Origin of the sequence: Pantoea sp. XY16, assembly GCF_025153065.1 — a bacterium.
In the GTDB taxonomy this organism is placed as follows: domain Bacteria; phylum Pseudomonadota; class Gammaproteobacteria; order Enterobacterales; family Enterobacteriaceae; genus Pantoea; species Pantoea alfalfae.
On the sequence record NZ_JANZNP010000004.1, the window covers coordinates 486763 to 513623 of the forward strand.

At 52.3% G+C, this 26861-nt stretch carries 35 protein-coding genes; 32 read left to right on the plus strand and 3 right to left on the minus strand.

Annotated features, from left to right (window positions below; genetic code table 11):
• Positions 1 to 27 precede the first annotated feature (27 nt).
• From N1689_RS06910 to N1689_RS06940, 7 genes are all read left to right on the plus strand, one after another.
• Positions 28 to 258, plus strand: coding sequence for a DUF2732 domain-containing protein (locus N1689_RS06910; protein ID WP_260058341.1), 231 nt, complete (start codon positions 28 to 30; stop codon positions 256 to 258).
• Positions 258 to 482 (plus strand): TraR/DksA family transcriptional regulator, encoded by a 225-nt coding sequence (locus N1689_RS06915; protein WP_260058343.1) that lies wholly within the window; start codon positions 258 to 260, stop codon positions 480 to 482. Before N1689_RS06910 ends, N1689_RS06915 begins: the two co-directional genes overlap by 1 nt.
• Positions 482 to 2710, plus strand: a complete 2229-nt coding sequence (locus N1689_RS06920; RefSeq protein ID WP_260058344.1) for a replication endonuclease — start codon at positions 482 to 484, stop codon at positions 2708 to 2710. The genes N1689_RS06915 and N1689_RS06920 overlap by 1 nt, the downstream gene beginning before the upstream one ends.
• Positions 2711 to 2816: 106 nt before the next feature.
• Positions 2817 to 2996, plus strand: a complete 180-nt coding sequence (locus tag N1689_RS06925; protein ID WP_260058460.1) for a hypothetical protein — start codon at positions 2817 to 2819, stop codon at positions 2994 to 2996.
• Between the two features lie 337 nt (positions 2997 to 3333).
• A complete protein-coding gene (locus N1689_RS06930) occupies positions 3334 to 4443 on the plus strand; it encodes a PP2C family serine/threonine-protein phosphatase (RefSeq protein WP_260058346.1) in 1110 nt (369 codons plus the stop codon).
• A gap of 32 nt (positions 4444 to 4475) precedes the next feature.
• Positions 4476 to 5543, plus strand: coding sequence for a protein kinase family protein (locus N1689_RS06935; RefSeq protein WP_260058347.1), 1068 nt, complete (start codon positions 4476 to 4478; stop codon positions 5541 to 5543).
• Entirely contained in the window at positions 5540 to 6649 is a 1110-nt protein-coding gene (locus N1689_RS06940) for a serine/threonine-protein kinase (RefSeq protein ID WP_260058348.1), read from the plus strand. The genes N1689_RS06935 and N1689_RS06940 overlap by 4 nt, the downstream gene beginning before the upstream one ends.
• Before the next feature lie 42 nt (positions 6650 to 6691).
• On the opposite strand, the gene N1689_RS06945 is transcribed toward N1689_RS06940, so the two are convergent.
• Positions 6692 to 7720, minus strand: coding sequence for a phage portal protein (locus N1689_RS06945; RefSeq protein ID WP_260058349.1), 1029 nt, complete (start codon positions 7718 to 7720; stop codon positions 6692 to 6694).
• Positions 7720 to 9483 carry a terminase ATPase subunit family protein gene (locus tag N1689_RS06950; RefSeq protein WP_260058459.1) on the minus strand — a complete coding sequence of 588 codons (1764 nt, stop codon included), beginning with the start codon at positions 9481 to 9483 and terminating at the stop codon, positions 7720 to 7722. The genes N1689_RS06945 and N1689_RS06950 overlap by 1 nt, the downstream gene beginning before the upstream one ends.
• 144 nt (positions 9484 to 9627) lie before the next feature.
• Between N1689_RS06950 and N1689_RS06955 the strand changes: the two genes are divergently transcribed.
• The 20 genes from N1689_RS06955 (at position 9628) to N1689_RS07050 (ending at position 21693) form a co-directional block, all read left to right on the plus strand.
• Positions 9628 to 10476: a GPO family capsid scaffolding protein gene (locus N1689_RS06955; protein WP_260058350.1), complete on the plus strand. Its 849-nt coding sequence runs from the start codon at positions 9628 to 9630 to the stop codon at positions 10474 to 10476.
• Positions 10477 to 10529: 53 nt separating this feature from the next.
• A complete protein-coding gene (locus N1689_RS06960; RefSeq protein WP_260058351.1) occupies positions 10530 to 11642 on the plus strand; it encodes a phage major capsid protein, P2 family in 1113 nt (370 codons plus the stop codon).
• A gap of 3 nt (positions 11643 to 11645) precedes the next feature.
• On the plus strand, positions 11646 to 12314 hold the full coding sequence (locus N1689_RS06965; RefSeq protein WP_260058353.1) for a terminase endonuclease subunit: 669 nt from the start codon (positions 11646 to 11648) through the stop codon (positions 12312 to 12314).
• A gap of 92 nt (positions 12315 to 12406) precedes the next feature.
• Positions 12407 to 12877 (plus strand): head completion/stabilization protein, encoded by a 471-nt coding sequence (locus N1689_RS06970; protein ID WP_260058356.1) that lies wholly within the window; start codon positions 12407 to 12409, stop codon positions 12875 to 12877.
• Positions 12877 to 13080 (plus strand): tail protein X, encoded by a 204-nt coding sequence (locus N1689_RS06975; protein WP_064704198.1) that lies wholly within the window; start codon positions 12877 to 12879, stop codon positions 13078 to 13080. Before N1689_RS06970 ends, N1689_RS06975 begins: the two co-directional genes overlap by 1 nt.
• 2 nt (positions 13081 to 13082) lie before the next feature.
• Positions 13083 to 13301, plus strand: a complete 219-nt coding sequence (locus N1689_RS06980) for an HP1 family phage holin (protein ID WP_010255079.1) — start codon at positions 13083 to 13085, stop codon at positions 13299 to 13301.
• Complete coding sequence (locus tag N1689_RS06985; RefSeq protein ID WP_260058359.1) at positions 13285 to 13794, plus strand: lysozyme; 510 nt, start codon at positions 13285 to 13287, stop codon at positions 13792 to 13794. Before N1689_RS06980 ends, N1689_RS06985 begins: the two co-directional genes overlap by 17 nt.
• The gene (gene lysB / locus N1689_RS06990) at positions 13791 to 14213 is read left to right on the plus strand and encodes an Rz-like lysis system protein LysB (RefSeq protein WP_260058360.1); all 423 of its coding nucleotides are present in this window, start codon (positions 13791 to 13793) and stop codon (positions 14211 to 14213) included. Before N1689_RS06985 ends, lysB begins: the two co-directional genes overlap by 4 nt.
• A complete protein-coding gene (lysC, locus tag N1689_RS06995) occupies positions 14110 to 14382 on the plus strand; it encodes an Rz1-like lysis system protein LysC (RefSeq protein ID WP_242462570.1) in 273 nt (90 codons plus the stop codon). Before lysB ends, lysC begins: the two co-directional genes overlap by 104 nt.
• Complete coding sequence (locus tag N1689_RS07000) at positions 14315 to 14782, plus strand: phage tail protein (protein ID WP_260058361.1); 468 nt, start codon at positions 14315 to 14317, stop codon at positions 14780 to 14782. Before lysC ends, N1689_RS07000 begins: the two co-directional genes overlap by 68 nt.
• The gene (locus N1689_RS07005) at positions 14779 to 15201 is read left to right on the plus strand and encodes a phage virion morphogenesis protein (RefSeq protein WP_260058362.1); all 423 of its coding nucleotides are present in this window, start codon (positions 14779 to 14781) and stop codon (positions 15199 to 15201) included. The genes N1689_RS07000 and N1689_RS07005 overlap by 4 nt, the downstream gene beginning before the upstream one ends.
• 556 nt (positions 15202 to 15757) lie before the next feature.
• On the plus strand, positions 15758 to 16087 hold the full coding sequence (locus N1689_RS07010) for a helix-turn-helix domain-containing protein (RefSeq protein WP_010256704.1): 330 nt from the start codon (positions 15758 to 15760) through the stop codon (positions 16085 to 16087).
• Positions 16050 to 16988 (plus strand): reverse transcriptase family protein, encoded by a 939-nt coding sequence (locus N1689_RS07015; protein ID WP_260058363.1) that lies wholly within the window; start codon positions 16050 to 16052, stop codon positions 16986 to 16988. The genes N1689_RS07010 and N1689_RS07015 overlap by 38 nt, the downstream gene beginning before the upstream one ends.
• 72 nt (positions 16989 to 17060) lie before the next feature.
• Positions 17061 to 17651, plus strand: a complete 591-nt coding sequence (locus N1689_RS07020; RefSeq protein ID WP_260058364.1) for a phage baseplate assembly protein V — start codon at positions 17061 to 17063, stop codon at positions 17649 to 17651.
• Positions 17648 to 17998, plus strand: a complete 351-nt coding sequence (locus N1689_RS07025; RefSeq protein WP_260058366.1) for a GPW/gp25 family protein — start codon at positions 17648 to 17650, stop codon at positions 17996 to 17998. The genes N1689_RS07020 and N1689_RS07025 overlap by 4 nt, the downstream gene beginning before the upstream one ends.
• A 4-nt stretch (positions 17999 to 18002) precedes the next feature.
• Positions 18003 to 18911 (plus strand): baseplate assembly protein, encoded by a 909-nt coding sequence (locus tag N1689_RS07030; protein ID WP_260058367.1) that lies wholly within the window; start codon positions 18003 to 18005, stop codon positions 18909 to 18911.
• The gene (locus N1689_RS07035; protein WP_260058368.1) at positions 18904 to 19512 is read left to right on the plus strand and encodes a phage tail protein I; all 609 of its coding nucleotides are present in this window, start codon (positions 18904 to 18906) and stop codon (positions 19510 to 19512) included. The genes N1689_RS07030 and N1689_RS07035 overlap by 8 nt, the downstream gene beginning before the upstream one ends.
• Positions 19509 to 20468, plus strand: a complete 960-nt coding sequence (locus N1689_RS07040; RefSeq protein WP_260058370.1) for a phage tail protein — start codon at positions 19509 to 19511, stop codon at positions 20466 to 20468. Before N1689_RS07035 ends, N1689_RS07040 begins: the two co-directional genes overlap by 4 nt.
• Entirely contained in the window at positions 20469 to 20873 is a 405-nt protein-coding gene (locus N1689_RS07045) for a tail fiber assembly protein (RefSeq protein WP_260058372.1), read from the plus strand.
• Positions 20874 to 21090: 217 nt separating this feature from the next.
• A complete protein-coding gene (locus tag N1689_RS07050; RefSeq protein WP_260058374.1) occupies positions 21091 to 21693 on the plus strand; it encodes a hypothetical protein in 603 nt (200 codons plus the stop codon).
• 237 nt (positions 21694 to 21930) lie between these two features.
• Here the strand turns inward: N1689_RS07050 and N1689_RS07055 are convergent, their stop codons facing one another.
• On the minus strand, positions 21931 to 22056 hold the full coding sequence (locus N1689_RS07055) for a tail fiber assembly protein (RefSeq protein ID WP_260058375.1): 126 nt from the start codon (positions 22054 to 22056) through the stop codon (positions 21931 to 21933).
• Positions 22057 to 22220: 164 nt separating this feature from the next.
• Here N1689_RS07055 and N1689_RS07060 point away from each other — a divergent pair, with 164 nt between their 5' ends.
• From N1689_RS07060 to N1689_RS07080, 5 genes are read left to right on the plus strand one after another with little or no spacing between them, the layout of a single operon-like run.
• On the plus strand, positions 22221 to 23390 hold the full coding sequence (locus tag N1689_RS07060; RefSeq protein ID WP_260058376.1) for a phage tail sheath protein: 1170 nt from the start codon (positions 22221 to 22223) through the stop codon (positions 23388 to 23390).
• A gap of 12 nt (positions 23391 to 23402) precedes the next feature.
• Positions 23403 to 23912: a phage major tail tube protein gene (locus N1689_RS07065; protein ID WP_010246672.1), complete on the plus strand. Its 510-nt coding sequence runs from the start codon at positions 23403 to 23405 to the stop codon at positions 23910 to 23912.
• A gap of 58 nt (positions 23913 to 23970) precedes the next feature.
• Positions 23971 to 24249: a phage tail assembly protein gene (locus N1689_RS07070; protein ID WP_195857979.1), complete on the plus strand. Its 279-nt coding sequence runs from the start codon at positions 23971 to 23973 to the stop codon at positions 24247 to 24249.
• A 32-nt stretch (positions 24250 to 24281) separates the two neighbouring features.
• On the plus strand, positions 24282 to 24407 hold the full coding sequence (locus N1689_RS07075) for a GpE family phage tail protein (RefSeq protein ID WP_260058377.1): 126 nt from the start codon (positions 24282 to 24284) through the stop codon (positions 24405 to 24407).
• Positions 24397 to 26859, plus strand: a complete 2463-nt coding sequence (locus N1689_RS07080; RefSeq protein ID WP_260058378.1) for a phage tail tape measure protein — start codon at positions 24397 to 24399, stop codon at positions 26857 to 26859. Before N1689_RS07075 ends, N1689_RS07080 begins: the two co-directional genes overlap by 11 nt.
• Positions 26860 to 26861: the final 2 nt, after the last annotated feature.

A 26861-nucleotide genomic window follows, 5' to 3' on the forward strand; every position in this document is an offset into this window, starting at 1 on the left:
CGCTTTGCCTGAAGAAAGGAAAATCACATGCTGAATAAATCATCTGGTACCACTAAGCCTAGTTCCTATATCGAACTCGATATGATGCTGAATGATGCGCGTCGCGAAGAACGTCGCGGTCGTGCTGACCTCATGATATATCGCCTTAACATCCTGGCCTCGAAAATTCGTCGGGAAGAATTAACCTGTGTCGAAGCAGCCGAGCTACTTAATCAGGAAGCAGAAAAAATCCAGGCACAGGTTGAGGAGTCGCATTAATGGCTGACTCAATGGACATCGTGCAACAGCGCACCGATGAAATGCTGGCTCGCAACATCGCCAATATCGTCAATCGCGCGCCTGCTATAAGCGCCTCATTTTGTGAAGACTGTGATGCCCCAATTCCTGAAAAGCGCCGCCGCGCGTATTTGAGTGTAACTCGCTGTGTTTCCTGCCAGGAAATTGAAGAACATCGCAATAAACACCGGCAGGGTAATGCCTGATGCAAGAGGAATTTGCTTACCCGTGGAATGCTCCACGGGAAGCCATCGCCAGCCCCTATCCCACCTATGAGGAAATGCGCAGCCGCAGTCAGATGATTGCGGCTTTAGTGCGTGCGCAGGAGCTACTTGAAAAGCAGCCGACTGTGATACAGCTCGACGTTAAACGCCGCGTTAGTGATCTGGAAAAGACACAGGGAACAGCCCGCGCCAATGCGTACTTAACAAAGACATTTGTTGAGCGCACATTGCCACGCGTTGAAACCGTTAACGCTCAATATCGTGTCGGCGTAATGAAGGGGAGCACATTAAATTTACTCGGGGGTAACGCAACTGAGCGTGACAACACGGCTGTAGCAGGTGGTCAGCTTTTCAATCTAATGCGCCGCTTCAACCGACTGCCTGACATGGCGCGCGCCGACGTCGATCTACTGGCCGGGGATGTTGCTAATTTCATCCTCGCCGAGCTGTTGCAGGCGCACGCGCAGGCCAGCGACGAGTCAGATTACAAATACACGCACCGTGTTTACATGACCGCTGCCACCATCACCCGCGAGCTGAGCCAGACGCCTCCACTGTGGGAAAAGGTCACGTCGCGTCTTTTTGCCCCGGAGGAAGTTACTCCGGCAATCCTGCGTATGCAGAAGGAAAAATGGTGGAAAGGCAGGCTGCGTCGCGTCGCCGCATCATGGCGTGAACATCTCCAAATCGCACTGGCAAACGTCAGCAAAAAGCATACCCCCTATGCCAGCAGCATGACCGTTTCAGAGTGGCGCGAGCAGAAGCGCCGCACCCGTGAGTTTCTGAAGGGAATGGAGCTGGAAGACGAAGAAGGCAACCGTATCAGCCTGATCGAGAAATATGACGGCAGTGTGGCCAATCCGGCTATTCGCCGCTGCGAGCTAATGACCCGCATTCGTGGCTTCGAAAACATCTGCAATGAAATGGGCTTTATCGGCGAATTCTACACGCTGACCGCCCCCGCGCGTTATCACGCCACAATCAAAACCGGGCATCGTAACCGTAAATGGAACGGTTCCAGCCCGGCCGACACCCAGCGTTATCTCTGCAGTGTATGGCAGAAAATTCGCGCCAAGCTGCACCGCGAAGAAATTCGCATCTTCGGGATCCGCGTTGCTGAGCCTCATCATGATGCGACTCCACACTGGCACATGCTCATGTTTATGCGCCCGAAGCAGGCTGAGCGCGTGCGCGAGATTGTGCGCGAATACGCCAGGCAGGAAGACGGCAGCGAGCTGACAACAGACAAGGCCCGTAAGGCCCGCTTTCACGCCGAGGCTATCGACCCGGAGAAAGGCAGCGCGACGGGTTACGTTGCTAAATACATTTCCAAGAATATCGATGGCTACGCGCTGGACGGCGAGACGGACGACGAAAGCGGCAAAGACCTTAAAGAAACCGCCTCGGCCGTTTCTGCCTGGGCGGCACGCTGGCACATCCGTCAATTCCAGTTCGTAGGCGGCGCGCCGGTCACGGTTTACCGCGAACTGCGCCGCATGGCTGACAGCGAAACCGCACACGGACTTAGCGTTGAGTTTGCGGCAGCGCATGATGCAGCCGACGCAGGCGACTGGGCCGGATACGTTAACGCGCAGGGAGGCCCATTCGTGCGCCGTGACGAGCTGGCTGTGCGCACATGGTATCAGGCAAGCGAAGACGTGAATGAGTACGGCGAGGAAACCGTGCGCATCAAGGGTGTTTACGCAACTGAAGTTGGCGACGATACGCCAATTTTAACCCGTCTGATGCAATGGAAGATTGTCCAGAAACGTGCCGTTGATTTGGGTTTTGAATTTAAGGACGCGCCCGCGTCCTCTCGGAGTTCTGTCAATAACTGTACGGAGCCAACAGGTTCTGAAGCAGCTATCGATTTCACAAAGTCCCCTACTCGCGCCGAGCGAAGAAGGATTATTAAGCAAATAAGAGAAAAGCCAGCGCAGGAGCAACCTGAGCCGGACAAATATCACACTGAACTAAGTCATTGCACAGAACGGGAAGCGTTGAAAAAGAGTTTCTTCGAGATCTCCTGGTTAACACTGTCCGACGGTGAAGCTTTACGCATGATGAAAGGCCACACAATCAAGGTAGGGGAGCTTTCTTACTGGAGCGGTACAAGCGGCTACCTCTTTCATAGACGGCGCAAAAATCCCACTCCATTAAAGCGCTTCATAGCGCTCGCGAGAAAAAGAGGCATACAGCTGCCTGATTAATAAAACGGCAGTCGGACTAATCTGAACCGCACGATTCTTTACGATTCCAAAACGTCATGATACTGTTTATACATACAGTATATTTTGACTAGAAGGAGTTAATCATTTGATGGACATAGATAATCTAAGCGAGACGGTTGCACGCATCCAGTTCATTGCTGACGTATCACTGATCGCACACTGCAAAGAAGATGAATTAAAAATGGCACTGTCGATGATCAGCGACCTGGCAGGGACAATCGACACATCTGTTTTCGAAGCTGCCATATACCGCCAGGCTGAATGATTAATTGCCCCTTCCCTACCGTTCACTAGCCACCTTTCAGGTGGCTTTTTGCTTCTGCATCAAAGTGCATATGCTTGCATGAATCCGCATGATCCAAATTGGATCGCTTAGCGTGTGTGAGGCCGGTGCTGGCGCGTTCAGAGGTAACACATGCACCTGCATGAAAAGCGATGCATAAAGCGGGCAGGCGTGGCGGGGATAGCATTGCGCGCTAGGGGAAATCTAAGCATTAACATCTTCTTGATTTTGTAAAGCCTCAGGTTTAGATTAGTTAAACAGTCAATGACAAATATCTAAAAAAATCTAGCTCGCAATCATATAGCTAATAGGCATGAATATGTTGATAGGAAACAAAGATATTTCTAAGATGTTAAATGATCCTCTTCATGCACAAGTATTTAATGAAATCATTAATGCTTCTTTTAATCAGGGTTTTACCATCAAAGATGATGATTTCAATTTATTTTTTTCTACACACCCTGGGTTAGTTAGAAAACGCAATGAAGATAGGCTTGCATTAAGTATTATTAATTTTAGTAATAAAGAGTATTATTTTTGTGCTTTACTGTGTGACGGAGTCGGTGGCTCAGAGTTTGGCGACATTGCGGCATCATTAGCAATTAGTACTATATTAACCAAACTCAGCTACTCCTATAATAGAGGCTCACTTGGTGATCAATTAACACAGGTAGTGCAAGAATCTGATAAATTAATCAGGGAAGTTTTGTCAGGTAGAGGGGCCACTACACTTAGCTTATTTCTCGCATCTTCATCTGGAGAGACTATTGCATTAAATATTGGTGATAGTAGAGTTTATTCTTGGCAGCCTTCTCTTAAAAACTTAAATCAAATAAGCATTGATGACACTCTCGAAAACGAACTAGCTCATCTTAAGATAAAGGATATGTCTGCTCTTAAAGAAATGAAGTTAGGAGGAACTTTAAGCCAAGCCTTGGGAGAAAAAAACAGATCTGAATTTGACTTAAATTTTAATTTCCATAATAAGGATAATTTCCCTGAAGGTTTTATTTTAGCTAGTGATGGTGCATGGAAGGAGTCGGAAGAGGTCTTTTTGAAGATTATAAAAAACTCTCCGCCTAATGAGGTTGCTAGAAGAGTTGTAATTTCCTCTAATTGGCTAGGAGGTGGTGATAATTCTTCTGTAATTGCTGTTCCTTCACTGGCAACGCTCCAACAAAAAATTGAAGATATCAAAGATTCTTATTTTTACAATACTATTTCACTGTGGTGTGGTGATTGTAAAACTAAATTCGCTCTGACATCTCAAGAAATGAATGTCCAATTTAAAAAAAATAACTATAAAAAAAGTAGTAAAAAAATAAGCAGTGGTGACTTAAAGAAAAAGGAAAATGAAAAAAAAGAGAAAGAAAAGGAAGATATTATTATTGAGGAGTTCCATCTCAAAAGTGACACTAAACCCGAATAATAACCTCTGGATAAGTATAAAGGATTAAAAAATTGAAAAGGTACACACCTATCAAAGGAAGGACTTTTTCTGGTGGGTTTGGAAATCTCCAGTTAGTAAGAGATACCTACCTGGACAGAGAGGTTCTTTACAAAAAAATGAGTCAACCCAAAGATAACGATCAGTTAGTTAACGAAATACAATCGTTATCTAAGGCAAGATCTCGCCATGTAATTGAGATTTATGACTTAATAATAAACCCCGACTCGGGCCTTCTTGAAGGGATAATAATTGAGTATCTAAAAGGTCGAGATTATTTAAGCTATCATAAAGAGACTCCTTTTAATTCTTATTCATATCTAATTATATTATATCAAATAAGTCAGGCTTTGTTTGACCTGCATAGCTCAAACATAGTACATCGTGATCTTAAACTAGAAAATATAAAGTCTACTGAAACAGGCGTGTTGAAAATTTTTGATTTTGGACTTTCTTCTACGGATGAGGATTACTTAACTAAATTAAATAGAGGGACGGTTATTTACGCAGCCCCTGAATTATATAAAGATAACGCAAAAATAACCCCTGAAATGGACATTTATGCCTTTGGTATATGCGCTTGGAACTTAGTTTCTTCATTTAAAGGATTTTGCACTGCTTTACTCGAAAGGCCTCCAATGTCTTATAGTGCGTATACATCTATAGGGAATATCTTAGGTGGAAAAGTTAATAATGAAATAGTTAGCCTAATAGATTCTTGTTTAAGCTATGACCCTAGTTTGAGACCGAACGCAGAGAGGTTAGTTTCGATCATTTACAAGCATCTTTTATATAATAAACATAAAGGATTGTTTGTTGAAAAATCTAGCAGTATTTATGAGCTATCTTACTCAAAAACTGGCGTTAGAATCAAACTTAGTCATGGTGAGATTGTGGTGAATTATACCGGGTTTGATTTCATAATTAGCGGGGTTCTGGGAGATGTATATATTAATAACTCACCAGCTCAAGTAGGGAACTCTCTTCCTAATGCTTGTTTAATAACTTTTGGAAAGCCAGATCTTGGCTCCAGCCGTCGATTTGTTACTTTCTTATCTTCTCATCCGGAACTTGTTATATGATTACTACAAAATTTAACAAAGGTGATATTTTAATCGATAGATATACCATAGTTGAATACCTCGCTGCGGGAGGGATGCAAGAGGTTTATTATTCACATGATACTGTTTTAGATAGATTTGTTGTTTTGAAAACTCCCAAGCACGGTGTTAAAGATAGGCGGTTTAAGCGTGGAGCAGAAATGGGAGCTAAAATACATCACTCTAACGTTGCTTCTACCTTAGACTATTATGAAGATGACGAACTAACGTTCATGATTGAAGAGTACATTGAGGGTATGGATTTAGGAAAGAGGCTAGAAGAAGATTTTTATTATCTGGATCCTCACCTTGCATCACATGTAATAAAGAATCTCACGAAATCATTGGTTGAAGCTCATGGGAATGGTATCTGCCACCGAGACTTAAAACCTAGCAACATCATGGTTTCCAATGATTTAAATATGTCTAACATAAAACTTACTGATTTTGGCATATCAAAACTTGCAGAAAATGAAATAGCTAGGGAAATTGAGTTATTCGAGAAAGATAATAATACTCTGACAACGTCTCAAACTCTTTTTGGAGCCGTACCATACATGGCACCCGAATGCTGGGATGATTGGAAAAATGCTGGTCAACCTATGGATATATGGGCTCTAGGTTGTATTGCTTATCATCTCCTAAATGGCGAGCCTCCGTTCGGTACAGGTAGAAGAGCAATTCGAGACGTTGCTAGGTATCAAGATGGGATATTCAAGTTAAAAAAACCTACTACTTTCGGAAGACACAAATCTGTAGAAGCTCTTGAAGATGAGTTATGGCATCTAATTCAAGAATGTTTAAATCCTGATGCAAGCATTCGTCCAACTGCAGATGAGGTTTTAGCTCGCTTCGACAAAATTTGTTATTCAAATGATGAAAGATTTAGGGGTGTCATAGCATCATATGGTATTCCATTCGATTCAACAGGATTTATAAGAGATCTCGATACTGCCGTGGAGTGGTTTTATCATTCCTCTGAAGTATATGGCAAGTCATCTTTTGAGGCCGGTGAAGAGGTTTGTTTTAATACTTTTCCCGGGTATCCACGAGGGCGATGTGCAACCATACTCATCTTAAAAAATTGACTAATATTTTGGCCTGATGTACGTGACACATCAGGCCTCATTTTAGAATACATAACTTTTAAAGTTGATTATGTCTAAGTTCAACTTTGCATTTAATTCTTTAAATCTTTCCTGAAGTGGAATAAGTTCATTTCTAACAAAAACTTTTGATGCCTTTTCTACATCCCCAAACCCGCCAGTATTGTCCGGGATAATTCCCATCATCTGCGGCGGTACGCGGTGGGCGCTTAACAGGTCGTCGCGGCTGGCCTTCTTGATGTTAAAGAAATCGTCTTTCGTCGCCACTTCGCTGAGCGGCAGAATCTTGATCCCGTCTGACTTGCCATTAGGTGCGTACATAAATAGGTTGCGGAAGTTACCCAGCCCTTTCGTGTCACGCATCGCCTGGCGCATCCGGTCAACGTCGCTGCTGCTCTGCGCCGCATCGGTCATGTAAAGGATATAACCGGCGTGCGCACCATTCTGGTAATACTTGCGGCGGAACAGCGTCGCCGCCTCATTCAGCCAGGCGGAGTTAAGCGCGCTAAGGTATTCCGGCAGGCCGTACAGCTCCTGATTAATATCCGGCTCCAGCAGGTGAAACACGCTGCCGGCCGAAAATTCGTGCGGCTCTTTCCAGTCATTCACAAACCAGTAAACGCCATCCTTAACGCCTCTGCGAGTGAATTTGGCCGGGGTGGTTTCAAGGCGCAGCGGCTTACCCAGACCATTGCGGCGCAGCTCGGCAAAGGCGTTACCGAAGACCAGATAATCCAGCGCAAACTTGCTGAACTCCTGCTGACTCATCATCGGGTGCGGAATGAACGTTGAGGCCAGAATGTTGCGCTTTACGTAAATCGGCGAGCTGTGATGTACAGCCGAGCGCAGGCTCTTAGCCAGCCCGCTAAAGCTGACCGGCGGCTCAAACCAGCGCCCGTTGCCGATACACTCGGCGTAATCCAGAATGTCGCGCTTATCCATAACCGGTGTCGGGTCGCCAAAGGTAAATGCCTCGGCGTGCTGCTGCGTTGCGGTAGCCTGTACCGGCTGCGCGGTGGCGGTGTGAGCCTTGCGGCCTCTGCGTTTGCTCATCAGTAAAATTCCAGAATTGAGGGATTAGCGCCGCCGCTGGCTGCGGTAAGCGGTTCGTTTAACAGTGCGTGCATGATTGCCCAGGCGACGTCAGCATGGCTGGCTTCTTCGCTGCGGCTCGCCTCGTAGGTCGAGCGGTTGCCGCTGGCCGTCATGGTTTTACGGATTGCCATAAACGACTGCGTGATGTCCGTTGCCCCTGCGTCATACTCAAGCCGTCCGCTGCTGATGGTGTCTTTCGCCTTCAGCACCATTGCGGTTTTCACTTCCGGTGAGTATTTGATTTCGCGCGCGGCCGGGTAAAACTGGCGTACCAGCTGGAAAACACCCTGGCCGATGCCGGTCGCATCAACGCCGATATATTCCACGGTGTATTTTTTCGTTAAGTCCTCGATAGATTTCGCCTGCGCGGCAAAGTCCATGCCCCGCCACTGGTGACGCTCCAGCACGCGGAACTTACCGCCCGCAACGAGCGGCGGTGCGATTACCGCACAGCCTGCGCTGTCGCCGGTGTGCGACGGGTCATACCCAATCCAGACCGGCCGGTATGCAAACGGGCGCGGCAGGTATGGGTTAAAATCTTCCCACTCTTCCAGGCTGTCGATCATGCAGCTCTGCAGCTCGGCGAACGGGAACACGCTCGCCTCGTCGTCGACAAACTCACACATCAGCAGGTTCTGATACTCCGCCGGGCTGTATTCAAGCTGCAGCTGGTCAATGTCGAACAGGTTGCAGCCGCCGGTCAGCGCATCCTCAACCGTCACAATCTGCCGCCACTGGCCGTCACCGCACAGCGCACCTTTCGCCAGGTGTGAATGCGACAGGTCTATCTCGATACGATCATCTTTGCTGCGCCGCCCCTTGTTAAACAGCTCGCCTGACCAGAACGGATAAGCGCTGTGCGACAGGGCCGACGGCGTGGAAAAGTAGGTTGTGCGCCACTTCTTGTGCAGCGACATGCCGCTGGCAACTTTGCGCAGCTCCTGGAATTTCGGGATCCAGAAATATTCATCCAGATAGAGGTTGCCGGTATAGCTCTGCGCGGTGCGCACGTTGGTGCCGAGGAATATCAGGCGCGCGCCGTTCGGCAGCACAATCGGATCGCCTTTCAGGTCAACGTCAGCCTGGCGGGCGAAGTCAATAATGTAGTTTTTGAAGACGTGCGCCTGCGCCTTGCTGGCCGAAAGAAAAATCTGGTTGCGGCCGGTTGTCAGCGCATCGATCAGCGCCTCGCGGGCAAAGTAGAACGTGGCGCCAATCTGGCGGGACTTCAGGATATTGCGGATGCGGTGAGTCAGCCCGGCGCGGTGCCAGTTGAGCTGATACTCAAAGCAGTTATCCATAAACACGCCGGTCAGCTTGTCGATCTGCTCGTCGCTGAACTCGTTTTTAACGACCGGCTGGCGCTCGCCTTTGTTCCGGTTACGCACGTTCGGGTTTAAGTCGGCCTCGTTGCCGCTGCTGCGGTAGCGCTCAACGCGGGCAAGGCGCTCAATCTGACGGCCGAGCGCGTCTATCTCTTTGTAATCACCATTCCCCTTTACCTCTTTCATGATGAGCTGAATCAGCCGGGCTTCCATACTGGATTCCACGCGACTGATGGGCGCGACGTTGTCCCACGCGTCGCGCAGTTTCCAGCTCTGCACGGTTGGCGTTTTCTGTCCGAGTGTCTCCGCAATCTGGCGCACGGAATAACCCTGCCAGTAAAGCAGCGCGGCCTGACGGCGCGGATCGCTGATGATGGTTGTCGGTGTCGTTTTCATACCGGCAAGGCTACCGGTGCCGAAAATGGCGCGCCTGCTGTCCCTGTTTGCTGATGCATCAGCGGGCTGGCATTCGTTGAGGGATTGTGTGGCGACGGGGAAACTGGCCCCGAAACGACCCATCACCTGACCGGAGCCTGATTAATGGCAGCAATCAAAGCAAAGCGTTTTCGTATCGCAGTTGAAGGCGCAACCACTGATGGCCGCGCAATTCCGCGTGAGCACATTGCGCAAATGGCGAAAAACTATGACCCGACGATGTACGGGGCACGAATTGACCTTGAGCACATCAAAGGCATCACGCCTGACAGCCCGTTTCGCCGTTTTGGTGACGTGGTGGCGCTGTCAGCTGAAGAAATTGCTGACGGGCCGCTAAAAGGCAAGCTGGCGCTATATGGGGATATCGATCCAACAGATGAGCTGGTTGCTATGACCAAAGCACGCCAGAAAATCTATACCTCAATTCAGTACAACCCCAAGTTCGCGGATACCGGTGAGGCATATCTAATCGGCCTGGCTGTTACCGACAATCCGGCCAGCCTCGGCACGGAAATCCTGAGCTTCAGCGCCTCGGCGAACACTAACCCGCTGGAATCCCGCAAGCAGCATAAAGACAACCTTTTCAGCGCCGCTGAAGAAACTGTCATTGAGTTTGAAGAAGTGGCCGAGCCGTCGCCGTCCCTTCTGACGCGTATCACCGCCATGTTTACCGGCCAGAAAAAGGCCAGTGGCGAGCAGTTCGCCGACGTCAGTGCGGCGGTAACGGCCGTCGCTGAGCAGGTGCAGCTGAACGCGGAGAGCCAGACGCAGGAGCTGTCGGCACTGGAGCAATCCGTCAGCGCACGCCTTGAGGCTATCGAGCAGCAGGCCGGGGAAGACCGCGCCGCTTTCGCTGCGCTGCAGGACCAGCTTTCGCAGACCGACGGCAGCTTTACACGCCGCCCGGCGGCAACCGGCAGCGATCCGAAGTACGGCGCGCAGACCGACTGCTAATCAGGCGTTGCCTGAACGTTAAACCTAACACAGAGATAAAAACAGGAACGCCAATGCGCAAGAATACCCGCTTTAAGTTTAACCAGTTCATGACCCGCCTCGCCGAGCTGAACGGCGTCGAAACCGACGACATGAACAAGAAATTTACCGTTGAGCCGACGGTCACGCAGACCCTGATGAACCGCGTGCAGGAGTCTTCTGACTTCCTGACCCGCATCAACATCGTCCCGGTGTCCGAAATGAAGGGAGAGAAAATCGGGATCGGCGTGTCCGGCTCGATTGCCAGCGTGACCGATACGGCAGGCGGGGACGAGCGCGAAACCGCTGACTTTGCCGCGCTGGATAAGCAGGGTTATGAGTGTGTGCAGGTCAATTATGACTTTCATATCCGCTATAACACGCTCGACCTGTGGGCGCGCTATGAAGATTTTCAGGCCCGCCTGCGTGATGCCATCGTAAAGCGCCAGGCGCTTGACCGCATCATGATCGGCTTCAACGGCGTGACCCGCGCCAAAACCTCGAACCGCGCCAAGAATCCGATGCTGCAGGACGTGGCCGTAGGCTGGCTGCAGAAGTACCGAAACGATGCACCGGCGCGCGTGATGAGCAAAATCACCGAGGAAGACGGCACCGTCGTTTCTGAAAAAATCCGCGTCGGCAAAAACGGCGATTATACCAACCTCGACGCGCTGGTGATGGATGCCACCAACACCCTGATCGAGCCGTGGTATCAGGAAGACCCGGAGCTGGTTGTTATCGTGGGCCGTCAGCTGCTGGCTGACAAGTACTTCCCGATCGTCAACCAGTCGCAGGCCAATACCGAGCAGCTGGCCGCTGACGTCATTATCAGTCAGAAACGCATCGGCGGTCTGCCAGCGGTGCGCGTGCCGTACTTCCCGGCCGACGCCATGTTTATTACCCGCACCGATAACCTGTCGATTTACTGGCAGGAAGGTACGCACCGCCGCCTGATTGACGAAGTGCCGAAGCGCGACCGCATCGAAAACTACGAGTCCATTAACGAGGACTACGTGATCGAGGATTACGCGGCCGGTTGCCTGGTTGAAAACATCGAAGTCGGCGTGTTCGCTGAACCTGCAGCCACAACGCAGGAAGCAGCGGCAGAAAACGGCGGCGCTGCTGGCACCGGAAAAGCGGAGGCGTAACGCATGTTAAGCCCTGCCCGACGTCACCGCATGCGCCAGCAGGCTATCGAAGCCTCGCAGAACGCCGACAATCCGCTGCGCCACGCCAGCGGCTATGAGCAGATGCTCATCAAGCTGAACGACGATAAGCGCCGCCTGAAGAAAGTGCACTCTAACGAGCGCAAGGCGGAAATGAAGCGTCAGCTGCTGCCTGAGTACCTGCCGTGGGTGTCCGGCGTGCTGGAGAAAGGCAAAGGCGCACAGGATGCCGTACTGATGACCGTCATGATCTGGCGGCTCGATGCGGGCGACGTGCCCGGCGCGCTGGAGATTGCCCGGTACGCGCTGACGCATGGTCTTGTGTCGCCTGACGGCTTCAAGCGCGCCAGCCTGCCCTATCTGCTGGCCGAGGAAGTCGCCAGCGCGGCAACGCGCGCCTGGACGGCAAAAGAGCCGGTCGATATTGACCCGCTGCTGACAACCATTGCGATGACGGAATCTGAAGACATGCCCGATCAGGTGCGCGCCAAGCTGCACAAGATAACCGGGTATGTGCTTCGCGATGCGGGCAGGGCTTCGGAGGCGATGACCCACTTTGTAAGGGCGCATCAGCTGCATGACGGCTGCGGCGTCAAAAAAGACATTGAGCGGCTGGGAACGGCGATGAAAAAACAGGCCATCGCCCGCCGCTGACCTAACGCGACCCCGCGCACGGGCGGCAGGACGGCAACGCACTTTCAGTGTCTGCGCCGTCCTCCACCGCCCACCTATTTCAAAGGCCGATTATGAATAACACGGTTGTTATCCCCGCCCCGCGACCGGCAGACGCTGCCGAGCCGCCGGTAAAGAATACGTTTTTCTGGCCTGACGTTGACCTGCAGCAGCTGCGCGATTCGCTGCGCTATGAGGGAACGATCACGGCGCAGCGCCTGCGCCTTGCCGTGAAAACGGCGATTTCAGAAGTTAACGCCGAGCTGTACGACTGGCGCGCCGCACAGATTGCGGCGGGCTTTAAGGCGCTGGCCGACGTGCCTGCGGAGGCGCTGGACGGCGATAGCGAAAAGGTTACGGCCTACCTTGCCGCCGTCAGTGCGCTGACCCCCGCCACCATCGCTGAGCGCTATCGCGGCTATGACGCCAGCGGCACGAAAAAGGCGGCAGAGATTGAGGCGAGCGCCGACGAGTACTGGCGCGATGCGCGATTCAGTATCAGCCGCATCGCCGGTAAGCCTGGCTGCATTGTGGATCTGCTCTGATGAACGTTTACGCACAGCAGGGTGATACCGTTGACGAAATCTGTCAGCGCTATTACGGGCGAACCGGTCAGGCCGTCGAGCTAGTTTACGCGGCTAATCCGGGCCTCGCCGAAAGCGGGCCGGTACTGCCGCACGGCTGCGAGGTGACTCTGCCTGATCTGCCTGAATCTTCAGCAGGTGAAACCGTCAACCTGTGGGACTAAAAATGGAAAAAATCAGCTCTGTGATCAACTACCTGATTGGCCTCATCCTGATGTGGTTCGGTCGTCATACGCCACAGGATATCGCCTTTATGGTCGGTTCCGGCGTGGCTGTTATCACGCTTATCACTAACGTGGCGACGTTCTTTATCAACTGGCATTACCGCCGTAAAACCTACGAGCTGCAGCGCCTGCGGGGGGTGAGCCTTGAGCCAGACCGTTAAACGCTGCGCCGTGGTGGCCGTGCTGGCAATTGCGGCGCTGCTGCCACAGTTCAAAACACTGAAAACGTCCGAGGCCGGGCTTGCGCTCATCGCCAACGCCGAGGGGTGCCGCACCTCGCCCTATCAGTGCAGCGCCGGAGTCTGGACGAACGGTATCGGTCACACAGAGGGTGTGACGCCGCAAAGCCAGGTCAGCGAGCGGCAGGCGGCGGTTAATCTGGTGTATGACGTGATGCGCGTCGAGCGCGGGATCGATGCCTGTATGCGCAGCGATATGCCACAGCCGGTCTATGACACGGCCGTTTCATTCGCCTTTAACGTCGGTGTGAGCGCCGCCTGCAGCTCGACCTTTGCCCGTTATATCAGGCTGCAGCACTGGCCTGATGCCTGCAATGAGCTGCGGCGCTGGGTGTTTGTTAAGGGCGTGAGAAATCGCGGGCTGGAGAACCGCCGCGCGAATGAGGCAGCCTACTGCCTACGGGGCGTGTCATGACGCGCCTGATTGCCGCTTTGCTGGCCGTCACTCTGCTGGTGCTGGGCGTGAACGGCTGGCAGTGGAAAGTCGCTAAGGACGACCTGACCAGCGCACAGCGCATTATCGGTACGCTGTCGGCCGGTATCGAGAGCCGGGATAAAGCAATAGCCAGGCTGGATGCCGACGCGAGAGCCAGCCAGAAGCGCGAGGCCGAGCTGCGGCTGATGCAGGGGCGCGCCAGCACAGCCGCGCTTAACCGTGAAATGACCATACAGAGAGAAACCGATGCAAATCCGATACTGCGTGACTGGTCTGCTGCTGCTTTGCCTGACGATGTTATCCGGCTGCACGCCCGTCCGGCCTTCGCCAGCGCCAGAGATTATCTGGATTGGGTGTCCGCGCGTGACAAGCTGCCCGGTGCCGGGAAACAGCCTTAAAACGGCGGGCGATCTGGCGGCGGATAATCGCCAGTTAGAGGCTGCGCTCGCTGCCTGCGGGCTGCAGGTCGAAATCATCAAAGACTGCCAGGAACAACACGATGCTGAAACCTCAACAACTGCGCCAGGCGCTGACCGACAGCGTGCCGGAGCTGCAGCGAAACCCTGACGCGCTGAACGTGTTTATCGACAGCGGGCGCATCGTCTCGACGCTTGCCAGCTCGCTGTCGTTTGAATACCAGTACCGGCTTAACATGGTCTTTACTGATTACGCCGGTAACATCGACCTGCTGATCGTGCCGCTGCTGGCATGGCTGCGCACGAATGAACCCGACATTATGGCAACCGAGGAAAAGCGCCGGACGGGCTTTACCTTTGAGGCAGATGTTATCAGCGACACGGCCAGCGATATCAGTATTGAGCTGCAGCTGAGCGAGCGCGTGATCGTGAAGCAGGCCGAAGACGGGCTGCACGTGACCCACGTCGGCGAGAACCCGCTGCCGGAGAATGACACGCGGCCGGCGCAGCTTTATGTTCACGGCGAGCTGGTCAGCGAGCTTCAGGCATGAGCGAGCTGCAGCTGGTAAATGATCGTCTGGAGGCACTTATCAGCAGCCTGTCAGCCCCGGCGCGTAAAGAAATGGCGCGCAGCATTGGCCGCAAGCTGCGCGCGAGTCAGCAGCAGAACATTAAGCGCCAGCAGGCACCTGACGGCACGCCCTTTAAAGCCCGTAAAACGCAGCCGGTGCGCAGCAAAAAGGGCCGCATAAAGCGCGAGATGTTTGCAAAGCTGCGCACGGCTAAATACATGAAGATGCAGGCCAGCCCGAATGAGGCCGTGATCGAGTTTGCGGGTAACGTGCAGCGCATGGCCCGCGTGCATCATTACGGGCTGCGTGACCGGCCATCGCGCAAAGGTAAAGAAGTGCAGTATGAGACGCGACCATTACTAGGATTGAATTCAGAGGATGAAAAAAACATCAATTAAATCATTTACTTATTTTTTTGTGGAGGCGTTAAATGATTTATTGTTCGCAAATAGCGAAAAAAGTTGACGAATAGCGAACTTTTATCTTATTCTATTTTGGCTGTTACTTAAGAGAGAACGTCGCCAAGTAGGACATGAGTGTTTAACACTCGCGGAGAATTTAATTCTCTACAATATTCCCGCGCACTCTCGCTGCTACCATCCAATGTGCTGCAAATGTACCAATGATGATAGTTCCAGTAGACGAAAGCCGGGGGTGTGCATCGAGTGACGACACTCGATGCACTTGAAATAGGTTCACTGCCAAAAACTCTCTTCTTTGATAGGGCGAACAGGTCACACTTTCGTGGCCTGGTATCAAGGAGAAAGCAAGATGAACAATAATGGTAACAGTTTTTGGCAGGCACTTAAGACGAGCGAACGCTTTAAAAAAACTCGTGTCTTACTCGGAGCAGCTGTTTGGTGCATCAAGTGGGCATGGCGAATTTATCGCCTTCTGGAGTTTATTGACAAGCATAGCGACTCTTAAGTGTGCCTAAGTTCAAAAGAGGTTTATATGATTAATCGTGCCCTTAAGACACTAAGACTTTATCATAATGTTAAGCAATCTGATTTAGCAGAAAGCTTATTAATTTCTAAGTCTTATCTTTCTGAAATCGAATCTGGCAAAAAAACTGTTAGTTTCGATATGTTAGAAAAATATTCCAAAGAATTTGATATTCCTATTTCTGCAATGGTCTTCTTTTCGGAAGAGCTTGATAGTGGAAAGAAAAATGGTCTGGCTGAAAAGTTTAGGCTAGGCTGCGCCGATAAGATTCTTAAAGTTCTCGAATGGAGTGTCGAAAAGAATGAAAGGGAAAAAGCTAAAACTACAGAGGAAAGATAAGTGTTATAATTTGAAGGATAGCGCTTTGTATAAAATCACCTCTAAAAAAAAGCTTTCTGAAATTCTTTTCATCAAACCATCCGATCTCCTTTTTTACCAATCAGATAGTAATTACGATACATTCTATACAGACAAGGAAGGTGGAAAGAAAAGACTCATCGAGTGCCCCAAAAAAAAGCTAGACATAGTTCATACACGCATTGCATCGCTACTATGCCGTATCGCGACCCCGGACTACTTACATTCAGGAACGAAATCGCGTACAAATATAACTAATGCAAAAAAACACATGGGGTTTCATCCTGTTTTTACTACAGATGTGACTTCGTTTTTCCCCTCTACTACTCATCGTATGATCTTCAATTTTTTTTATAAAAATTTGAAGTGTGCAAGCGATGTTTCCCACATCCTCGCAAACATCTGCACCTATAAAAGACATATCCCTACAGGCAGCAGGATTAGTATGCCTATTGCCTTCTGGGCTAACTTCGAAATGTTTGAAAGTTTACACGCCTTTGCAGATTCACGATCAATTCGAATGACTATTTACGTTGATGATCTTACGTTTTCTGGAGCGGCTGTTGATGTAAGATTTGCTCATAATGTGAAGAGAATAATTTCACAATACAAACACATCGCTCACCCTGAAAAATCAAGGCTATACCGAGCTGCTGATCCAAAGCTTATAACAGGAGTTATAGTTCAAGGCGATGGAATTAAGGTGAGAAATAAACTTCTTAAAAATATTCATCAGGACTTCAGAGAGTGGCGTGTCTTAAAAAGTCTCAACACGCTTGAGCCAAACTCTGTTGAACCAAAATTGATTGGCAGAATAAATGCTGCATCAAATATTGATATCAGGTTTAAAGATAAATTAAGAAGCTTTAAACTCATCAGTTAAATTTCGTTTGCTGATTCATCACAGAACATTCCCCCTTTGAGATTGCCCAAATATCCAGGCACTCTCACCGCCATGAACGAACAAATCGCAGAAATCCAGCGCCTGCTGCGCAACCTGATCCGCATCGGAACCGTGTCGGCCGTTAACCTTGACGGCGGGCTTTGCCGTGTCGATACGGGAAAAAATACGACCGCCTGGCTGCACTGGCTGACCGCCCGCGCGGGTAAAACCCGCTCCTGGAATGCACCGTCAGTGGGTGAGCAGGTTCTTATTCTGTGCCTGGGCGGCGAACTCGATACCGGCTTTGTACTGCCGGGCATTTTCTCGGATGCCAACCCAGCGCCGTCTGCCTCGGCCGATGCGCTGCACTGGTCATTTCCTGACGGCGCGGTGATCGAGTACGAGCCGGAAACCGGCGCGCTGAACGCAACCGGCATACAGACAGCAACCATCAAAGCGGCGGTAAAAATCCTGTTCGACTCGCCAGAAGTGGAATGCACAGCGCTGCTCAAAACTGCGCAACTGGAAGTCACAAAGGGCGCAACGATGAAAGGCAACGTTACGCATAGCGGTGGCAAGTTGAGTTCTAACGGTGTCGTCGTGGATGACCACGATCATGGCGGCGTGCAGCGCGGCGGTAGCAGAACGGATGGCCCACAATGACGACCGCAAAATACATCGGCATGAACCGGGAAACCGGCGGCACGCTGACCGACCTCGATCATATCCGGCAATCGGTGCGTGACATTCTGCTGACTCCTGTCGGCACCAGGGTGATGCGCCGCCAGTATGGTTCGCTTTTATCCGCCCTGATTGACCAGCCGCAAAACGAGGCGCTGCGCCTGCAGATTATGTCGGCCTGCTATATGGCGATCCTGAAATGGGAGCCGCGCGTAAAGCTGACCGCCATCAGCTTTGAGTGGGATATCAACGGCGCAATGGTGGTTGAGCTGTTCGGCAACCGCACCGACGGCGCGCAGCCTTTTTCCTTAACCGTTCCTGTGAGCTGAGACTATGGCAACTATTGACTTAAGCCAGCTGCCCGCGCCCGATGTGGTGGAGTCGTTGGACTATGAAACCCTGCTGGCCGAGCGAAAGGCTACGCTGATTTCCCTTTACTCTGCTGACCAGCAGGACGCCGTCGCCCGCACGCTGACGCTGGAGTCGGAACCCATCGTTAAGCTGCTGCAGGAAAATGCCTACCGTGAGCTGATCCTGCGCCAGCGCATCAACGAGGCGGCAAAAGCCGTCATGGTGGCTTATTCCATGGATGCCGATCTTGACCAGCTCGGCGCGAATAATGGCGTAACCCGCCTGATCATTACCCCGGCCGACGATACAACCATTCCGCCAACCCCCGCAGTGATGGAAAGTAACGATGATTTCCGGCTGCGCATCGCCTCCGCCTTTGAAGGGCTGAGCGTGGCCGGGCCAACCGGCGCTTATGAGTACCATGCCAGAAGTGCTGACGGCCGGGTAGCCGATGCATCAGCCATCAGCACGTCGCCTTCAGTGGTCACGGTGACAGTGCTCGCGCGTGAGGGCAACGGCGTGGCCGGTGATGATCTGCTGGCCGTGGTGAATACAGCGCTCAATGATGAGGACGTGCGCCCGGTTGCCGACCGGGTGAGCGTGCAGTCAGCAAAGATTGTGGAATACGAAATCGTGGCCGAGCTGTACCTCTATCCGGGGCCGGAAGCGGAGCCAATCCGCGCCGCCTCAGAGGCAAAGCTCGCCGCCTTTGTAAGCGCACAGAAGCGCCTCGGCCGCGACATTCGCCTGTCTGCGCTGTATGCCGCTATGCACGTTGAGGGCGTGCAGCGCGTCAATCTGATTAAGCCTGCTGCAGATGTGGTACTTGATAAAACACAGGCCGCTTACTGCACAGGCTACACGCTGACCGTCGGAGGCTCGGATGAATGAGCGCCTGCTACCGACCGGCTCGACCCCCCTTGAGATTGCTGCTGCCGAGGCGCTGGCGAGTCCAGGCGCGATGAGCGTACCGCTGCGCCAGTTATGGAATCCGTACACATGCCCGGTGGAGCTTTTGCCCTATCTGGCGTGGGCGTGGTCAGTTGACCGCTGGGATTCAGCCTGGCCTGAATCGACAAAGCGCGCCGTGGTTGCCGCCTCGCAGTACGTGCACCGGCACAAGGGCACTATCGGGGCAATCCGGCGCGTCGTTGAGCCGCTGGGCTATCTCATCAAAATAATCGAGTGGTGGAAAACTGGTGAAGCGCCAGGCACGTTCCGGCTGGACGTGGGCGTACTGGATACCGGCATTACCGAGGAAATGTATAACGAACTGGAGCGCCTGATAGCTGATGCCAAGCCCTGCAGCCGTCACCTTATCGGCCTGTCCATTAATCTCGATGCTAACGGCACTCTGCCGGTCGCCGTTGCCAGCTACAGCGGCGATGAGCTGACTGTTTATCCTTATACCCCTGAACTTATCAGCGTCGGCGGGCCGGTCTATTCCGGCGCGGCGGTGCATCTTATTGACCTGACGGAAGTGAGCGCATGACGACAAAATATTTTGCCCTGCTGACCAATCAGGGCGCGGCAAAGCTGGCGAACGCCGCCGCACTCGGCTCGAAAGTGAATATCACATCATTGGGCGTCGGGGATGGTGGCGGCACACTGCCGACGCCTGACGCGGCACAGACTAAGCTCATCGGCGAGAAGCGCCGCGCGCAGCTTAATTCGCTGACCATTGACTCAGCAAACAGCAGCCAGATTATCGCGGAGCAGATTATCCCGGAAAGCGAGGGCGGATTCTGGATCCGTGAAATCGGCCTGTACGATGCCGACGGCGTGCTAATTGCGGTGGCGAACTGCCCGGAAACCTACAAGCCACAGCTGGCCGAGGGCAGCGGGCGCACGCAGACCGTGCGTATGATTTTAATCGTGAACAGCACAGCCGCCGTCACGCTGAAAATTGATCCATCAGTAGTGCTGGCGACGCGTAAATATGTTGATGATGCTGTGATCGAGGTGAAAGCCTACGCTGACAGCGTAATGAAAACTCACACCGATGCTAAAAATCCACACAGCCAGTACCTGCAGATCGCAAGCGCCCTGGCAGAAATCAAAGACGCCGGGCTGGTTGCTGACGTTCTCAAAAACCTCGGTTTAGGCGACGCGGCAAAAAAGACCGTAGGTAATGGCACCGGCCAGCTGCCTGACATGAGTTTCTTCTCAATAGTTAAGAGCGGTAACGGGTACTGCAAATTCCCGAACGGCCTAATCCTGCAATGGGGGAGTGGCACCTTTGCACAGCAGTCAACCACGACTGTTACGCTTCCTGTGTCGTTTCCAAGTGCCGGATTTTCACTTGTTGCTAATAAGGGATCTTCAATTCCGTCAAAAGGCGAATACGCAGTAGGTGTGCAATATCGCGATAAATCATCTTTCTCTCTTACAAACAGCGGCCCGGATACTACTCAGCAGGGCATCTGGTGGATAGCGTTAGGAATTTAAATGAAAAAATATTCGCCTTCGAATAATGCCTTTTATGATACCGCCATTAATCGGGATATCCCGGAAGATGCGATCAATATTACCGAACAGGCTTGGGCTGATTTACTGTCCGGGCAGGCAGAAGGAAAGCTGATTGCCTGTGGTGCTGATATGCGGCCCTGCCTGACTGAACAGCCATTACCGACAGCAGATGAACTTATCAGCCAGGCAGAAGACAAGCGCAGCAGGTTGAGGGCTGAAGCTGACGCGGCTATCCAGCCCCTGCAAGATGCGAACGATTTAGGGATAGCGACAGATGATGAGGCAAGCCAGCTTATCGCCTGGAAAAAATACCGTATCATGCTGATGCGGGTGAACCCGGAAGATGCTAAAAAAATAATATGGCCTGAACAGCCTGTCCAATAAGAAGGCTGCGTTACTGTCTGGCTCAGTATTTGTTCTGCATTGTGGAGCTGAGCCAAACTTAAAACCCACCGCCAGCCATGAGCAACATACATAAATCCACATTATTCTCTCAACCTGATAGACATAACGAGCGTGATTATTTTTTGAACGGCAAGTATACTTGGATATTTTATAACATTTTAAAGTAGAATTGGCATTGATTTATTAAGCTATATGTATGCTCAAACAACAAGAGGAAGCCATGAATTTAAAAGAGATGTCGAATTTCATTCGTAAAAACCTTGCCGCCTGTATTGTTTCTTTACTTATTTTTGGCGCTTTTGGTGCTTTTTTAGTACAGCAATATATAGTTCTATATGATAAGAAAAATGAATTAGACCAGCAGGTTAAAGCTTTTTACGATGAAGGTCTCATTAAACAGGAGGAGTTTTTAAAAAGGGAGAAAGAAGTATATAAGCAAGAGATCTCAATTAAAAGCGAAAAAGAAACATACGCCAAGAAACTCTTGGAATTAGATAGTTTAAAGATTAAATATGAGAAATTAAATGCTGAGCTTAATGAGAGTGCGAGAGCTTCATCAGTGGAAATGCGTAGGCAAATAGCAGAAGAGAAACTAAATAGCTTAATGTCTGAAATTTCTGCAACAGGTGCTAATTTAAGGGCAACTCCTGAATGTAATGATAAAGAAGGTTGGAAACAGTATAACATCGCCAGATCCAAGCTTAATGAAGCAATAAGTTTTGCACGTGCACATGGGCTATATGAGGACTATCAAGGCTTTTTTAATGCAAATTCATCTTTGACGATATCAACATGCTGAGTTGCTTTTCAATGAGATTCGCAAAATCTTAATAGATTTATCTTTAATAATAATTGATGTTGTGCAGTAACCAGAGTCCGCCTTTGACATAAAGCGGACTCAAGAAAATATATTTCTCTCAGGAACAGTTTTAGCTTAAATTTTAGCTGACACGCTTATTTTATTTCGCCCTTTAAGGCTATTCGATATCTGGCGCTTTGCTGGTATCGATCCGGCTCAGCGCCACCCATACCGTTTTCATTCTGCAAGGCGGGTGATCTCCGTATCACATGCAATACTAATATCAACCGCATCCTGCAGCGGCGCAATGGTCCGGTTTGCCTTATCCATTTCAGCGGCCAGTCTGCTGCTGGCAATCAGCACTGCATTCTCGTGGTATCAGTAAAAACCCTTTACCGGTACATTCCGGCCGACAGGCAGCGCCAGATTATTAATTCTGTCTGCTGACTGACCAGCAAACCCCCATCAGATGCGTTGCTGTACGTGACCTGACACCCTGAGCACACCCTCAAAACGGAGTGCATCAGATGTCTGATTATCATCATGGTGTGCGCGTCGTCGAAGTCAACGATGGCACGCGCACCATTACAACCGTATCAACCGCAATCGTGGGCATGGTCTGCACCGCGCAGGATGCGGATGCGGCAACCTTTCCGCTCAATACGCCGGTACTTATCACCAATGTGCAGGGCGCGGTCGGTAAGGCTGGCAAAAAAGGCACGCTTGCGGCTGCGCTGCAGGCCATTGCTGACCAGTCCAAACCTGTGACCGTCGTCGTGCGCGTGGCTGAAGGTGCCGACGAAGCCGAAACCACGTCCAATATCATCGGCGGCACGGATGAAAACGGCCAGTATACCGGCATGAAAGCGCTGCTCGCCGCGCAGACACAGCTCGATGTTAAGCCGCGTATTCTCGGCGTGCCGGGGCTGGACTCGCTTGCGGTGGCAACCGCGCTTGCCAGCATCGCGCAGCAGCTGCGCGCCTTTGCCTATGTTTCTGCGTGGGAATGCAAAACCATTTCCGAAGCCCGCCTGTATCGCCAGAACTTCAGCCAGCGTGAATTGATGATTATCTGGCCTGATTTCCTTGCGTGGAACACCGCGAACAGTAAATCCGACACGGCCTATGCCACTGCCCGTGCGCTGGGCCTGCGCGCCAAAATCGACAACGACACCGGCTGGCATAAAACCCTGTCTAACGTCGGCGTCAACGGTGTGACCGGGATTTCCGCATCAGTGTTCTGGGATTTGCAGCAGACCGGCACCGACGCCGACCTGCTCAATGAGGCAGACGTCACCACGCTGATTCGTAAAGACGGTTTCCGCTTCTGGGGCAACCGTACCTGCAGTGATGATCCGCTGTTTCAGTTTGAGAACTACACCCGCACGGCGCAGGTGCTGGCCGACACGATGGCCGAGGCGCACATGTGGGCGGTTGATAAGCCGCTGACGCCGGTTCTGGTGCGCGAGATTATCGCGGGCATCAATGCGAAGTTCCGCGAGCTGGTTAACGCCGGTTATCTGCTGGGTGCATCCGCCTGGTATGACGAAAGTGCCAACGATAAAGACACCCTGAAGGCAGGCAAGCTCTTTATTGACTACGACTACACGCCGGTGCCGCCGCTGGAAGATTTAACCCTTCGCCAGCGCATTACCGACACCTATCTGGCGAACTTCGCCGCATCCGTAAACAGCTGAGGAGCCGGATAAATGGCACTGCCACGCAAACTAAAGGGTATGAACCTTTTTAATAACGCCAACAGCTATCAGGGCGTCGTCACCGCCGTGACCCTGCCGAAGCTGGCGCGCAAGCTCGACCCGTTCCGCGCAGGCGGCATGAGCGGCGCGGCCTTTATCGATAACGGTCTGGAAGATGACGCACTCGATGTTGAATGGAGCATCGGCGGCATTGATGAGCTGGTTCTCACGCAATGGGGCGCGTCTGACATTCCCCTGCGCTTTACCGGCTCTTACCAGCGCGACGATACCGGCGAGGAAATCGCGGTAGAGATTGAGGTGCGCGGTAAGCATCAGTCGTTTGATTTTGGCGAAGCCAAACAGGGTGAAGATACCGAAACCAAAATCACCTCCAAAAACACCTATTACAAGCTGACCTTTAACGGCAAAGAGCTGATCGAAATCGACACCATCAACATGGTGGAGAAGGTCAACGGTGTTGACCGTCTTGAGCAGCGCCGTAAAAACCTCGGCCTGGTATAAACCCTGACGCCAGCGCCCGCCGCTGGCTTTACCTGATTACAGTGAACAGAGAATAATCATGGAAAAGAAAGAGAATGTTGTTGAGTTTGAAACCCCGCTGCTGCGTGGCGAAACCGAAATCAAAAGCGTTGAGCTGATTAAGCCGACTGCCGGTAGTCTGCGCGGCGTGCGCCTGGCTGATCTGTGCCAGTCAGATGTTGATTCCCTGCTGACCGTGCTGCCCCGCATTACCCTGCCAGCACTGACTAAGGCCGAATGTAACGCCCTTGATCCGGTTGACCTGATTGCGCTGGGCGGCAAGGTGATTGGTTTTTTGCAGTCGAAGTCGGACGAATAGACTGGCCGCGCGGCCTGACGGTCAATGACCTGATGGCCGACATTGCCACGATATTTCACTGGCAACCTTCCGAGATGTACGACATGCCGCTGGCCGAGCTGATGGGCTGGCGGCATAAAGCCTTAATCCGCAGCGGAGCGACCCCGGATGAGCAATAACCTTAAAGTGCAGGTGCTGCTGAATGCGGTAGACAAAGCCTCGCGGCCCTTCAAAGCCGTGCAGACCGCTGCCAAAAATCTGTCATCTGACATACGCCAGACGCAGACGACGATTAAGGAACTGGACGCGCAGGCGGGGAAAATTGATGGCTTCCGCAAGGCCAGTGCGCAGCTGGCCGTCACGCAGCAGAGCCTCAAAGACGCAAAGCAGGAGGCGGCAGCGCTGGCCGTGCAGTTTAAAAACACGGAGCGCCCGACGACACAGCAGGCCCGCGCACTGGAAAAGGCCCGTCAGGCAGCGTCTGAGCTGCAGACGAAGTCCAACAGCCTGCGCCTTTCGGTGCAGCAGCAGCGCGAGGCGCTTAACGCAGCGGGGATTTCCACTAAAGCCCTGAGCAGCGAGCAACAGCGCCTGAAATCCGCCTCGGCGCAGGCTACGGTCAGCCTGAGCCGCCAGAAAATGGAGCTGCAGCGGCTGAATGCACAGCAGGAGCGACTGAACCAGACAAGCGAGCGCTACCGCAAAGGGCAGGAGCTGTCGGGTAAGGTGCGCAACATGGGCGCGGCCGGTATCGGTGCCGCAACGGTTGGCGGCATGGCGGCTACGTCGCTGCTGATGCCGGGGTTTGATTTCGCACAGAAGAACTCCGAGCTGCAGGCCGTGCTCGGCGTGGGAAAAGAATCGCAGGAAATGAAAGCCCTGCGTGCGCAGGCCCGTCAGCTGGGTGATACAACCGCCGCCTCTGCCGATGATGCGGCAGGTGCGCAAATCGTTATTGCCAAAGGCGGCGGCGATGCCGCTGCCGTTCAGGCCGTTACGCCGGTTACGCTCAACATGGCGCTGGCAAACAAGCGCAAGATGGAGGAAAACGCCGGGCTGCTGATGGGGATGAAATCAGCCTTCCAGCTCTCAAACGATAAGGTCGCACACATCGGCGACGTGCTGTCGATGACCATGAATAAAACGGCCGCTGACTTTGACGGGCTTAGCGACTCGCTGACCTACGTCGCCCCGGTAGCAAAAAACGCGGGCGTCAGCATCGAACAGGCGGCAGCAATGGTCGGCGCTCTGCACGATGCCAAAATCACAGGTTCAATGGCAGGTACAGGAAGCCGCGCCGTGCTGAGCAGGCTGCAGGCTCCTACCGGTGAATCATTCAAGGCTATCAAAGAGCTGGGTATTAAAACGGCTGACGGCAAAGGAAATACCCGCCCTATATTCACCATCCTGAAAGAAATGCAGGCGAGTTTTGATAGTCACAAGCTGGGAACGGGCCAGCGCGCCGAGTACATGAAAACCATATTCGGCGAGGAGGCCAGCTCATCGGCCGCCGTGCTGATGACCGCAGCCTCAACAGGTAAGCTCGATCAGCTGACCGCCACGTTTAAAGCCTCTGATGGTAAAACGTCCGAGCTGGTCCAGGTCATGCAGGATAATCTCGGCGGCGATCTGAAAGAGCTGCAGTCTGCTTATGAGGCTATTGGCACCGATCTCTTTGATCAGAACGACGGCAGCCTGCGCGCACTTACCCAGGACACGGCAGCACTGCTGCTGACGGTTGATAACTGGATTAAAGCTAACCCTGCGCTGGCAGGCGGTATAGCAAAAGTGGTAATGGGCGGGCTGATGCTGGCCGGGGCGCTGGGCGCAATCGGGCTGGTAGCCTGGCCGGTAATTGCGGGCGTGAATACCCTGATTGCCGGTGCGGGGTTTCTCGGCACGGCATTCAGCATCGCGGGCGGAGCCATTACGGCCGCGCTCGGCGCTATCACGCTGCCGGTGGTGGCCGTCGTGGCGGCAATCGTGGCCGGGGCGCTACTGGTGCGCAAATACTGGGAGCCTATCAGCGCCTTTATAGCAGGCATGGCCGAAGGGTTTACCGCAGCGATGGGGCCGATCAGTGATTCCTTTGGTTCGCTGAAGCCGGTTTTTGAGTGGGTAGGCGGCAAGGTCAAAGAGCTGTGGGACTGGTTCGGCAAACTGCTGGAGCCGGTGAAATCCACGCAGACCGAACTTGCCGCCGCCGGAGACATGGGTAAAAAGTTCGGCAACATGCTGGCCGAGGCGCTGAAAATCCCGAGCCACGCGCTCGATCAGCTTATGGGCGGCATCAACTGGGTGCTGGATAAGCTCGGCATTATCGACACGAAATCCGATGGCCTGAAAGACAAAGTCCCGTCCCCGGATCCGGTAGCAACCGGCGGCGCGGGCGCAGATACCGGCGGGCTGCAATACAACATCGCCTATGGTGGCGCGCCTTACCGCCCGGTTTCAGCCCCGTCAGCCGGGGGCGGATTCACCGACCGCAGCCAGAATACTTATCAGTATGAAATCAACATGCACGAGGGCATGACCAAAGACGACGCAATGGCGCTGATGGCGCAGCACCAGGCAAAAGAGCAGCGAAATCGTCAGGCGCAGAACCGCAGCAAAATGGGCTGGGAGGATTAACC

Excerpts from the sequence above, each read along its gene's own strand:
- N1689_RS06910 (WP_260058341.1), top strand. The coding sequence starts at position 28 with ATGCTGAATAAATCATCTGGTACCACTAAGCCTAGTTCCTATATCGAA.
- N1689_RS06915 (WP_260058343.1), top strand. The coding sequence starts at position 258 with ATGGCTGACTCAATGGACATCGTGCAACAGCGCACCGATGAAATGCTG.
- N1689_RS06920 (WP_260058344.1), top strand. The coding sequence starts at position 482 with ATGCAAGAGGAATTTGCTTACCCGTGGAATGCTCCACGGGAAGCCATC.
- N1689_RS06930 (WP_260058346.1), top strand. The coding sequence starts at position 3,334 with ATGTTGATAGGAAACAAAGATATTTCTAAGATGTTAAATGATCCTCTT.
- N1689_RS06940 (WP_260058348.1), top strand. The coding sequence starts at position 5,540 with ATGATTACTACAAAATTTAACAAAGGTGATATTTTAATCGATAGATAT.
- N1689_RS06945 (WP_260058349.1), bottom strand. The coding sequence starts at position 7,720 with ATGAGCAAACGCAGAGGCCGCAAGGCTCACACCGCCACCGCGCAGCCG.
- N1689_RS06950 (WP_260058459.1), bottom strand. The coding sequence starts at position 9,483 with ATGAAAACGACACCGACAACCATCATCAGCGATCCGCGCCGTCAGGCC.
- N1689_RS06955 (WP_260058350.1), top strand. The coding sequence starts at position 9,628 with ATGGCAGCAATCAAAGCAAAGCGTTTTCGTATCGCAGTTGAAGGCGCA.
- N1689_RS06960 (WP_260058351.1), top strand. The coding sequence starts at position 10,530 with ATGCGCAAGAATACCCGCTTTAAGTTTAACCAGTTCATGACCCGCCTC.
- N1689_RS06965 (WP_260058353.1), top strand. The coding sequence starts at position 11,646 with ATGTTAAGCCCTGCCCGACGTCACCGCATGCGCCAGCAGGCTATCGAA.
- N1689_RS06970 (WP_260058356.1), top strand. The coding sequence starts at position 12,407 with ATGAATAACACGGTTGTTATCCCCGCCCCGCGACCGGCAGACGCTGCC.
- N1689_RS06975 (WP_064704198.1), top strand. The coding sequence starts at position 12,877 with ATGAACGTTTACGCACAGCAGGGTGATACCGTTGACGAAATCTGTCAG.
- N1689_RS06980 (WP_010255079.1), top strand. The coding sequence starts at position 13,083 with ATGGAAAAAATCAGCTCTGTGATCAACTACCTGATTGGCCTCATCCTG.
- lysB (WP_260058360.1), top strand. The coding sequence starts at position 13,791 with ATGACGCGCCTGATTGCCGCTTTGCTGGCCGTCACTCTGCTGGTGCTG.
- lysC (WP_242462570.1), top strand. The coding sequence starts at position 14,110 with ATGTTATCCGGCTGCACGCCCGTCCGGCCTTCGCCAGCGCCAGAGATT.
- N1689_RS07000 (WP_260058361.1), top strand. The coding sequence starts at position 14,315 with ATGCTGAAACCTCAACAACTGCGCCAGGCGCTGACCGACAGCGTGCCG.
- N1689_RS07005 (WP_260058362.1), top strand. The coding sequence starts at position 14,779 with ATGAGCGAGCTGCAGCTGGTAAATGATCGTCTGGAGGCACTTATCAGC.
- N1689_RS07010 (WP_010256704.1), top strand. The coding sequence starts at position 15,758 with ATGATTAATCGTGCCCTTAAGACACTAAGACTTTATCATAATGTTAAG.
- N1689_RS07015 (WP_260058363.1), top strand. The coding sequence starts at position 16,050 with ATGAAAGGGAAAAAGCTAAAACTACAGAGGAAAGATAAGTGTTATAAT.
- N1689_RS07020 (WP_260058364.1), top strand. The coding sequence starts at position 17,061 with ATGAACGAACAAATCGCAGAAATCCAGCGCCTGCTGCGCAACCTGATC.
- N1689_RS07025 (WP_260058366.1), top strand. The coding sequence starts at position 17,648 with ATGACGACCGCAAAATACATCGGCATGAACCGGGAAACCGGCGGCACG.
- N1689_RS07030 (WP_260058367.1), top strand. The coding sequence starts at position 18,003 with ATGGCAACTATTGACTTAAGCCAGCTGCCCGCGCCCGATGTGGTGGAG.
- N1689_RS07035 (WP_260058368.1), top strand. The coding sequence starts at position 18,904 with ATGAATGAGCGCCTGCTACCGACCGGCTCGACCCCCCTTGAGATTGCT.
- N1689_RS07040 (WP_260058370.1), top strand. The coding sequence starts at position 19,509 with ATGACGACAAAATATTTTGCCCTGCTGACCAATCAGGGCGCGGCAAAG.
- N1689_RS07045 (WP_260058372.1), top strand. The coding sequence starts at position 20,469 with ATGAAAAAATATTCGCCTTCGAATAATGCCTTTTATGATACCGCCATT.
- N1689_RS07050 (WP_260058374.1), top strand. The coding sequence starts at position 21,091 with ATGCTCAAACAACAAGAGGAAGCCATGAATTTAAAAGAGATGTCGAAT.
- N1689_RS07060 (WP_260058376.1), top strand. The coding sequence starts at position 22,221 with ATGTCTGATTATCATCATGGTGTGCGCGTCGTCGAAGTCAACGATGGC.
- N1689_RS07065 (WP_010246672.1), top strand. The coding sequence starts at position 23,403 with ATGGCACTGCCACGCAAACTAAAGGGTATGAACCTTTTTAATAACGCC.
- N1689_RS07070 (WP_195857979.1), top strand. The coding sequence starts at position 23,971 with ATGGAAAAGAAAGAGAATGTTGTTGAGTTTGAAACCCCGCTGCTGCGT.
- N1689_RS07075 (WP_260058377.1), top strand. The coding sequence starts at position 24,282 with ATGGCCGACATTGCCACGATATTTCACTGGCAACCTTCCGAGATGTAC.
- N1689_RS07080 (WP_260058378.1), top strand. The coding sequence starts at position 24,397 with ATGAGCAATAACCTTAAAGTGCAGGTGCTGCTGAATGCGGTAGACAAA.